Below are 8,867 nucleotides of genomic sequence, written 5' to 3' on the forward strand. Positions count from 1 at the left end.
ACACTCTTCCGACAGGAGTCACCATGGCCGGCGCACTGCGCAAGACGATGATCTACCTCGGGCTCGCCGACGGTGACGAGCACTACGAACCCGAGACCAAGAGTGCGCCGAGCAGGAACGAGGACGACCCAGTGGACTACGACCGCGACGAACGCACCTTCGAGCCGTCACCGACGCCCGCGCCGGCAGCCGCGCGCCTCGCCCCGGCGGACGAGTACCGTGCCCCCGTGACACCCATCAAGCGTGCTCCCTCCTCGCGGGAGGACTCCTCGGTGCTCCGGCAGATCACCACCGTCCACCCGCGCTCGTACAACGACGCCAAGCTCATCGGCGAGAGCTTCCGCGACGGCATCCCCGTGATCATGAACGTCACGGACATGGGCGAGTCGGATGCCAAGCGCCTCGTCGACTTCTCCGCGGGGCTGGTCTTCGCACTGCACGGCAGCATCGAGCGGGTCACCAATAAGGTGTTCCTGCTCTCGCCGTCGTATATTGAAGTTCTCGGCGAGGACCTGAAGGCCAGCGAGGGGCAGACCAGCTTCTTCAACCAGAGCTGAGCCCCGGCCCCTCCCGGCCGCCCATGACCGCCACCACGGCCCGAAGGACTGAACCGCTCTGTGAGTCTGGTATTCGCCCTGATCTACCTGGTACTGATGCTGTTCCAGCTCGCCCTGATCCTGCGCATCATCTACGACGCGGTGCAGGGCTTCGCGCGCGGGTGGCGTCCGCAGGGGGCTGCGCTGGTCCTCGCCTCGGGGGTGTACTCGACCACGGACCCGCCCATCAGGGCCCTGCGGCGCCTCATCCCGCCGCTCCGGCTGGGAGGTGTCCAGCTGGATCTCGCGTTCCTCGTCCTGTTCATCGTGGTGCTGGTGCTGATGGCCGTGACCCGGGGTCTGGCCCTGCGTTAGGTTTCATCATGCGGATCGGGACCGGATACGCTGATCCACGGCGTCCCGGATCCGCATCCGCGCCCGTATCCACAGTTCGGTTCCGCAGCCATGCCCGCCCCCGAGCGGGCCGGGCTCCTATCAGTGAGAGGTGACCAGATGGCTCTGACGCCAGAAGACGTCGTCAACAAGAGATTCCAGCCGACACGGTTGCGTGAGGGTTACGACCAGGACGAGGTGGACGACTTCCTCGACGAGATCGTGGTGGAACTGCGCCGCCTCAACTCCGAGAACGAGGAACTGCGCCGCAAGGCCGGGGACACCTCCTCGCCCGCGCCGACGTCGACCACCGTGCCCGCGCCGGTCTCCGCCAGCACGGAGGACCTCTCGGACGGGACCGGGACCACAGCACCCGCGGATGTCCCCGCCGTCGTCGAACCGGCCGCGACCGAGGATGCCGTGGAGACCACCGCGGCCCCGACGACCTCGGCGGCGTCCTCCGTCTCCGCCCCGTCCCCGTCCGCGCAGTCCGCGGCGGGCGCCCTCGCCATGGCCCAGCGGCTGCACGACGAGGACGTCAACGCGGGGGTGGAGCAGCGCGACAGGATCATCTCGGAGGCACAGCTCGAGGCCACCGGCATGGTCGACGCCGCGGAGGAGAAGAGCCGCAGGACCCTCAGCGACCTCGAGCAGCAGAAGACCGTGCTCGAGCGCCAGGTGGAGCAGCTGCGCGGTTTCGAGCGTGACTACCGCCTCCGGCTGCGCGCCTACATAGAGGGTCAGCTGACCGACCTCGACTCGCACACCCCGCTCACCACCGGGACGGACGCCTCCTAGCAGGCCGGGGCCCGGACAGTTTCCGGGCCCTCCGGACGACGGGCCGGCTCCGCGGACATGGTCCCGGGGAGCCGGCCCGCCGCCGCCGCCCGGGCCGCCCCGGCCCGGTCCCCCGCCCAGCCCGGAGGACCGTCACCGTGCACCAGAGCCCCGAGCCCGCCCCCGCAGGACCTGGCGGGGCCGGCCCCGTCCGCGGGCCGCCCCCGCGACGCTTCGGCGTCGTCATGCTCCTCTGCGCGCTCCTCGCCTACACGCTGGACCAGCTCACCAAGTGGTGGGTGGTGGACACCATGCGCGAGGGCCAGATCACGCCGGTGCTCCCTCCGCTGCTCAACTGGCACTTCATCCGCAACCCCGGCGCCGCCTTCTCGATCGGGACCGACTACACCTGGGTGTTCACCATCATCATGGTGGCCGTGACGGTGGTCCTCCTGCTGCAGGTGCGCAAGGTGGCCACCTGGGGGTGGTCGTCGGCCCTGGGCCTGGTGCTCGGCGGTGCCACCGGCAACCTGACGGACCGCCTGCTGCGCGAGCCGTCGTTCGGGCAGGGTCACGTGGTGGACTTCATCGCGCTGCCCAACTTCGCGATCTTCAACATCGCCGACTCTGCGGTGGTGAGCGGTGTGGTGCTGATCTGCCTGCACACGTTGCGCGGGGTGGGCCTGGACGGACGGCGCAGTACCGACGACATCGACGACGCCGCCGGTTCGACGGCCGACCGGGACGCGAGTGCGGGGACGGCGCCCACGGACACGACGGACGGCACCGTGGATCCCGGGCAGGGGGAGCCGCATGGGCCCCGATGACCTGCAGGAGACCGTGGTGGTGCCGGAGGCCGAGTCCGGAAGCCGTACGGACGCGTTCCTGGCACGCCTGCTCGGGGTGTCACGGACGACGACGGCCCAGTGGTGTGCGGACGGACGGGTCCGATGCGCCGGCTCCGCGCTCGGGAAGGCGGATCGTGTCCACACCGGGGACCGGATCGACGTCCGCCTGCCGGATCCGCAGGACACGCGCGCCGTGATCCCCGAAGCGGTGGACGGCATGGGCATCCTGCTCGACGACGACGACTTCGTGGTGGTGGACAAGCCGGTGGGGGTGGCCGCCCACCCGTCGCCGGGCTGGGTCGGCCCCACCGTGGTGGGTGCCCTCGCCGCCGCCGGGTACCGGATCTCCACCTCGGGCGCACCCGAGCGGGTGGGGATCGTGCACCGGCTGGACGTCGGCACCTCGGGCGCCATGGTGGTGGCCAAGACCGAGCCGGCGTACACCGCGCTCAAGCGGGCCTTCAAGGAGCGCACCGTGGAGAAGGTGTACCACGCGGTGGTGCAGGGTCTGCCGGACCCGCTGAAGGGCACGATCGACGCCCCGATCGGCCGGCACCCGCACCACGAGTGGCGCTTCGCCGTGCTCGAGGGCGGGCGGGACTCGGTGACGCACTACGAGGTGCTGGAGGCCTTCGGGCGGGCGAGCCTCGTGGAGGTCCACCTCGAGACCGGGCGCACCCACCAGATCCGGGTGCACTTCTCCGCGCTGCGCCACCCCTGCGCCGGGGACCTCACCTACGGTGCGGACCCGCGTCTGGCGGCTGAGCTCGGGCTCACGCGGCAGTGGCTGCACGCACACCGCCTCGGGTTCGCCCACCCCCGCACGGGTGAGCCGGTGCAGGTCACCAGCCCCTACCCCGTGGACCTCGCGTACGCGCTCACCGCACTGACCGACGGCCTCGTGTAGAACCCCGGGCCGGGGGTCCCGGCCCCGTGGGGACGATCCGCGCCCGTCCCTGTGACGAGTGATCCCGCGGGGGTCCGGGACGACACGCCGGGGTCGCGGGTGACACGCCGGGGTGACCTCGTGCGACGTCCGGGGGCCATCCCGGGGGCGTGCGCCGGCACTACAATCGATCAGTGGCCAATTCAGCATCGTCCGACTCGTTCGTCCATCTCCACAACCACACCGAGTACTCGATGCTCGACGGCGCGGCCCGGCTGACGGACCTGTTCAGCCACACCGAGGAACTCGGGATGAACGCCCTCGCCACCACCGACCACGGGTTCGTGTTCGGTGCGTTCGACTTCGGGAGCAAGGGCAGGGCCGCCGGCATCAACCCGATCATCGGCGTCGAGGCGTACCTGACGCCGGGGACCGCACGTGCGGACCGCACCCGCGTGCAGTGGGGCGGGGGAGGGCGCGACGACGTCTCCGGTGCCGGTGCCTACACGCACCTGACCCTGTGGTCCGAGTCCACCGAGGGCATGCACAACCTGTTCCGGATGTCCTCCCTGGCCTCGCTGGAGGGCTACCTCTACAAGCCCCGCATGGACCGCGACCTGCTGCAGACCTACGGCAAGGGGCTCATCGCCACCACGGGCTGCCCCTCGGGCGAGGTGCAGACCAAGCTCCGGCTGGGACTGTACGACGAGGCGAAGCAGGCGGCGTCGGACTTCCGTGACATCTTCGGTGCGGAGAACTACTTCTGCGAGCTCATGGACCACGGGCTGGACATCGAGCGGCGGGTCAAGAGCGACCTCATCAAGCTCGCCGGGGAGCTCGGTCTGCCGCTGGTGGCCACCAACGACCTCCACTACACCCACGCCGAGGACTCCAAGGCCCACGCGGCGCTGCTGTGCGTGCAGTCCGGCTCCACCCTCGCGGACCCCAAGCGCTTCAAGTTCGACGCCGACGAGTTCTACCTGAAGTCACCGGCCGAGATGCGCGCCATCTTCCGCGACCACCCCGAGGCCTGCGACAACACGCTGCTCATCGCCGAGCGGTGCGACGTCGAGTTCAACACCAAGGCCAACTACATGCCCGTGTTCCCCGTCCCCGAGGGCGAGGACGAGCAGTCCTGGTTCGTCAAGGAGGTGGAGACCGGGCTGCACTACCGCTACCCCGGCGGCATCCCCGACGACGTGCGCAAGCAGGCCGAGTTCGAGGTGGGCGTCATCACCCAGATGGGGTTCCCGGGCTACTTCCTGGTGGTGGCGGACTTCATCAACTGGGCCAAGGACAACGGCATCCGCGTGGGCCCGGGCCGCGGCTCCGGTGCGGGGTCCATGGTCGCCTACGCCATGCGCATCACGGACCTCGACCCCCTCAAGCACGGGCTCATCTTCGAGCGCTTCCTGAACCCCGAGCGCGTCTCCATGCCCGACTTCGACGTCGACTTCGACGATCGTCGCCGCTCCGAGGTGATCCGCTACGTCAGCGACAAGTACGGCGACGAGCGCGTGGCCATGATCGTCACCTACGGCACCATCAAGGCCAAGCAGGCACTGAAGGACTCCTCCCGCGTGATGGGCTACCCCTTCTCCACGGGCGAGCGCCTGACCAAGGCCATGCCACCGGACGTCATGGGCAAGGGGATCGCCCTGGCCGACGTCCACGACAAGGGGGCCAAGCGGCACTCGGAGGCCGAGGAGCTCCGCGAGCTGCTGAAGACCGACGCCGATTCCGCGAAGGTCTTCGAGACGGCACTCGGGCTCGAGGGCCTGAAGCGCCAGTGGGGCGTGCACGCCGCCGGTGTGATCATGTCCTCGGACCCGCTGATCGACATCATCCCGATCATGCGCCGCGAGCAGGACGGCCAGGTGATCACGCAGTTCGACTACCCCACCTGCGAGGGGCTCGGACTCATCAAGATGGACTTCCTGGGCCTGCGGAACCTCACGATCATCTCCGACGCCGTGGAGAACATCAAGGCCAACAAGGGCGAGGACCTCGTCCTCGAGGACCTCGAGCTGGAGGACGCGGCCTCCTACGAGCTCCTGGCGCGCGGCGACACCCTCGGGGTGTTCCAGCTCGACGGCGGGCCCATGCGCTCGCTGCTGAAGCTCATGCGCCCCGACAACTTCGAGGACATCTCCGCCGTCCTGGCGCTGTACCGGCCGGGACCCATGGGCGTGAACTCGCACACCAACTACGCGCTGCGCAAGAACGGTCTGCAGGAGATCGAGCCGATCCACCCGGAGCTGGAGGGCCCGCTCGAGGAGATCCTCGGTGGTACCTACGGGTTGATCGTGTACCAGGAGCAGGTCATGAGCGCCGCGCAGAAGCTGGCGAACTTCACGCTCGGGCAGGCGGACATGCTCCGGCGGGCCATGGGCAAGAAGAAGAAGTCCGAGCTGGACAAGCAGCAGGCCGACTTCTTCGCCGGCATGAAGCTCAACGGGTACTCCCAGGCGGCCATGGACAAACTGTGGGTGGTGCTCGAGTCGTTCTCCGACTACGCGTTCAACAAGGCGCACACCGCGGCCTACGGACTGGTGTCCTACTGGACGGCGTACCTGAAGGCGCACCACCCGGCGGAGTACATGGCGGCGCTGCTCACCAGCGTGGGCGACGACAAGGACAAGCTGGCCGTCTACCTCAACGAGTGCCGGCGGATGGGCATTACCGTGCTGCCGCCGGACGTCAACGAGTCCAGCGTCAACTTCACCCCCGTGGGCAGGGACATCCGCTTCGGCATGGGGGCCATCCGGAACGTCGGCGCCAACGTGGTGGGCGCGATGGTGGGGGCCCGGGAGGAGAAGGGCTCCTTCGCGTCCTTCAGCGACTTCCTCCAGAAGGTCCCCGCCGTGGTGTGCAACAAGCGCACCATCGAGTCGCTGATCAAGGCCGGCGCGTTCGATTCCCTCCGCCACCCGCGGCGCGCCCTGGCGATGATCCACGAGGAGGCGGTGGACTCCGTGATCGTGCTCAAGCGCAACGAGGCCGCCAACCAGTTCGATCTGTTCAGCGCGTTCGACGACGGCGAGGACACCGTGGGCGGGCTCTCCGTGGAGGTCCCCGATCTGCCGGAGTGGGACAAGAAGGACAAGCTCGCCTTCGAACGCGACATGCTCGGGCTGTACGTCTCGGACCACCCGCTGCAGGGGCTCGAGGGGATCCTCGGGCAGCACGCGGACTCCTCCATCCCGTCCGTCAGCGGCGAGGAGGGGCCCCCGGACGGTGCGATCGTCACCATCGCGGGCATGATCACCTCGCTGCAGCGCAAGATCGCGAAGAACAGCGGCAACGCCTACGCCCGGGCGGAGATCGAGGACCTCGCCGGGTCCATGGAGGTGATGTTCTTCGGCCAGGTCTACGGCCCCATCTCGGCGGTCCTCGCCGAGGACCTGATCGTGGTGGTCCGCGGACGCCTGCAGCGCCGGGACGACGGCGCGGTGATGCTGAACGCGCAGGAACTGACCGTCCCCGACCTCAGCGAGGGACACTCCGGCCCCGTGGTGATCTCGATGCTGCAGCACAAGGCCACCGAGACGGCCGTGACGGCGCTCGGCGACGTGCTCCGGACGCACCCGGGCACCACCGAGGTGCTGATCCGGCTCAACGGGTCGCGCAAGATCGAGGTCATGAAGCTCGGGGTGGACCTCCGGGTCAACCCCGGCCCCGGGTTGATCGGTGATCTGAAGGTACTGCTCGGGCCCGCCTGTCTCGAGGGATGATCCGGGACGCCCGCGGGTGCCCCGGACCGGCGCTCCGGCCGGCGGCGTGTCTCAGATGACGTAGTCCGTCGCGGTGGGTGTCCCGTAGCTCCCGCCGTGGTAGAGCAGGGGGGCGCCGTCCGGTCCCGGGTCTCCGGCCACCACCTCGGCCACCACCACCGCGTTGTTCTCGAAGGACAGGCGCATGCTGATCCTGCCCACCAGCCAGCCGGCGACGTCCCTGAGGATCGGTACCCCCTCCGGACCCGGCTCCCAGTGGTCCCCGGTGAACCTGTCCTTGGTCCGCGCGAAGCGGTTCGCGAGGCCCTCGTTCTCAGTGCTGAGCATGTGCACGCCGACGAAGTTGGTGTTCGCGACGGCGGGCCAGGAGGAGGACGTCCGGGCCATGTTGAAGGAGAACCTCGGAGGATCCGCGGAGAGCGAGGCCACCGACGTCGCCGTGAAGCCGTAGGGCACGCCGTCGTACGTGGCGGTGATGATCGCCACCCCGGCCGCGTGACGGCGGAAGACCTCCCGGAAGGTCTCGCCGTGCTGCTCGGCAGGCGTCGGCAGGGCGGCCCGTTCGGCGCTGGGGGTGTTCACGGAAGTTCCTTCGGGGTCGACGACGTCTCCAGGACGGCGGGGCGCGCCCCCGCCCCGGAGGGGGGGGCGGGGGCGCGTCTCTCCCACGATAGGTGCGCGCGGGAGGAGGTGGGGTGTTTGTTAATGTAGAAGTCATGCGCGCCAGCCAGCACCCGGACACCGGAGCAAGCAACTACCCGCCCCCGGTCTACGCGGTCGCCGAGGATCGTCGCGCCGTCCCGCCCGCCGGTGTGTTCTGGTGGCTCGGGTCCACGGTCCTCCTGGGGGTCGTGATCGGTGTCGTGTGGTGGCTGCTGTCCCCCGCGGGCCGCCTGTTCGGTGACCCCGCCGACGCACGGCAGTGGTTGCTCCGCGACCTCACCCTCGCCGGGCTGCACCTGCTGGCGGGGATCGGGATCGGCCTGGTCGTGGCGCTCAGGCTCGGACTGCCCGGGATCGTCGCCAGGATCCTCGCCGCGGTGGGAGGGTCGATGGCCGGCTCCGTCCTCGCACTGCTCACGGGGGAGGCCCTGGCCTTCCTCCTCGGACCCCACGGCCGCGACGACGTGCCCGGTTCGGACTTCGGCCTGCACTCCTTCGGCGTCCTGGTGATCTGGCCCGCGACCGTCGCGGTGATCGTCTTCGTCACCGCGCTGATCGGACTCGCACGCCGCCGGATCTGAGCCCCGCCGCCCCGGTCGCACGGCAGGTCCTATGCCCGCGACGCCACGACCGGTGTCCGCGCCCCGGTAGACTTTCCCGGTGATCCCAGCACCCAGTACCCTGCCCGTGGTCGACTTCCGTGTCCTGGACCTGCGCGGCACCGCGCTGGCCCCCGGCGAGCTCGCGGGCGTGCTGCCCCGGGCAGCCGTGAGCGAGCAGTCCTCCGAGGCCGCGGTGCAGGCCATCATCGACGACGTCCGGACCCGCGGCTTCGACTCGCCGCGGGATCTTGCCGATCGCTTCGACGGGGTGCGGCGGGGGAACCCGAGGGTTCCCGCCGCGGTGATCGAGGACGCGGTGGCCGGGCTCGACCCGGCGGTGCGCGGGGCCCTCGAGGAGGCGATCGCCCGGGCCCGTGCCTTCGCGTCGGCCCGGCTGCCGGCGGACGTGGAGGTGGAGGTGGCCCCCG

The 8,867-nt window shown here is 69.9% G+C and carries 9 protein-coding genes; 8 read left to right on the forward strand and 1 reads right to left on the reverse strand.

Annotation, left to right across the window (positions count from 1 at the left end; all coding sequences use genetic code 11):
- Nucleotides 1-23: 23 nt before the first annotated feature.
- The 6 genes from AC792_RS14135 to dnaE all read left to right on the forward strand — a co-directional run bounded on the left by AC792_RS14135 (nucleotide 24) and on the right by dnaE (nucleotide 7,174).
- Complete coding sequence (locus AC792_RS14135) at nucleotides 24-557, forward strand: cell division protein SepF (RefSeq protein ID WP_049831140.1); 534 nt, start codon at nucleotides 24-26, stop codon at nucleotides 555-557.
- 60 nt (nucleotides 558-617) lie between these two features.
- Entirely contained in the window at nucleotides 618-911 is a 294-nt protein-coding gene (locus AC792_RS14140) for a YggT family protein (protein ID WP_049831141.1), read from the forward strand.
- Nucleotides 912-1,049: 138 nt separating this feature from the next.
- On the forward strand, nucleotides 1,050-1,727 hold the full coding sequence (locus AC792_RS14145; RefSeq protein ID WP_049831142.1) for a DivIVA domain-containing protein: 678 nt from the start codon (nucleotides 1,050-1,052) through the stop codon (nucleotides 1,725-1,727).
- Between the two features lie 224 nt (nucleotides 1,728-1,951).
- Nucleotides 1,952-2,533, forward strand: a complete 582-nt coding sequence (lspA, locus tag AC792_RS14150; protein WP_082177771.1) for a signal peptidase II — start codon at nucleotides 1,952-1,954, stop codon at nucleotides 2,531-2,533.
- The gene (locus AC792_RS14155) at nucleotides 2,520-3,461 is read left to right on the forward strand and encodes an RluA family pseudouridine synthase (RefSeq protein ID WP_442853625.1); all 942 of its coding nucleotides are present in this window, start codon (nucleotides 2,520-2,522) and stop codon (nucleotides 3,459-3,461) included. The genes lspA and AC792_RS14155 overlap by 14 nt, the downstream gene beginning before the upstream one ends.
- A gap of 173 nt (nucleotides 3,462-3,634) precedes the next feature.
- Entirely contained in the window at nucleotides 3,635-7,174 is a 3,540-nt protein-coding gene (gene dnaE, locus AC792_RS14160) for a DNA polymerase III subunit alpha (RefSeq protein WP_268753388.1), read from the forward strand.
- Nucleotides 7,175-7,225: 51 nt separating this feature from the next.
- On the opposite strand, the gene AC792_RS14165 is transcribed toward dnaE, so the two are convergent.
- Nucleotides 7,226-7,756: a flavin reductase family protein gene (locus AC792_RS14165; protein ID WP_326948332.1), complete on the reverse strand. Its 531-nt coding sequence runs from the start codon at nucleotides 7,754-7,756 to the stop codon at nucleotides 7,226-7,228.
- A 134-nt stretch (nucleotides 7,757-7,890) separates the two neighbouring features.
- On the opposite strand from AC792_RS14165, the gene AC792_RS14170 reads away from it, so the two are divergent.
- Nucleotides 7,891-8,418: a hypothetical protein gene (locus tag AC792_RS14170; RefSeq protein WP_049831143.1), complete on the forward strand. Its 528-nt coding sequence runs from the start codon at nucleotides 7,891-7,893 to the stop codon at nucleotides 8,416-8,418.
- Between the two features lie 79 nt (nucleotides 8,419-8,497).
- Nucleotides 8,498-8,867: histidinol dehydrogenase (locus AC792_RS14175; protein ID WP_200903417.1), on the forward strand; the 370-nt coding region annotated here is incomplete at its 3' end.

Origin of the sequence: Arthrobacter sp. RIT-PI-e (assembly GCF_001187915.1) — a bacterium.
Classification (GTDB): Bacteria; Actinomycetota; Actinomycetes; order Actinomycetales; family Micrococcaceae; genus Arthrobacter_D.

Excerpts from the sequence above, each read along its gene's own strand:
- AC792_RS14170 (WP_049831143.1), top strand. The coding sequence starts at position 7,891 with ATGCGCGCCAGCCAGCACCCGGACACCGGAGCAAGCAACTACCCGCCC.
- AC792_RS14145 (WP_049831142.1), top strand. The coding sequence starts at position 1,050 with ATGGCTCTGACGCCAGAAGACGTCGTCAACAAGAGATTCCAGCCGACA.
- lspA (WP_082177771.1), top strand. The coding sequence starts at position 1,952 with ATGCTCCTCTGCGCGCTCCTCGCCTACACGCTGGACCAGCTCACCAAG.
- AC792_RS14155 (WP_442853625.1), top strand. The coding sequence starts at position 2,520 with ATGGGCCCCGATGACCTGCAGGAGACCGTGGTGGTGCCGGAGGCCGAG.
- AC792_RS14135 (WP_049831140.1), top strand. The coding sequence starts at position 24 with ATGGCCGGCGCACTGCGCAAGACGATGATCTACCTCGGGCTCGCCGAC.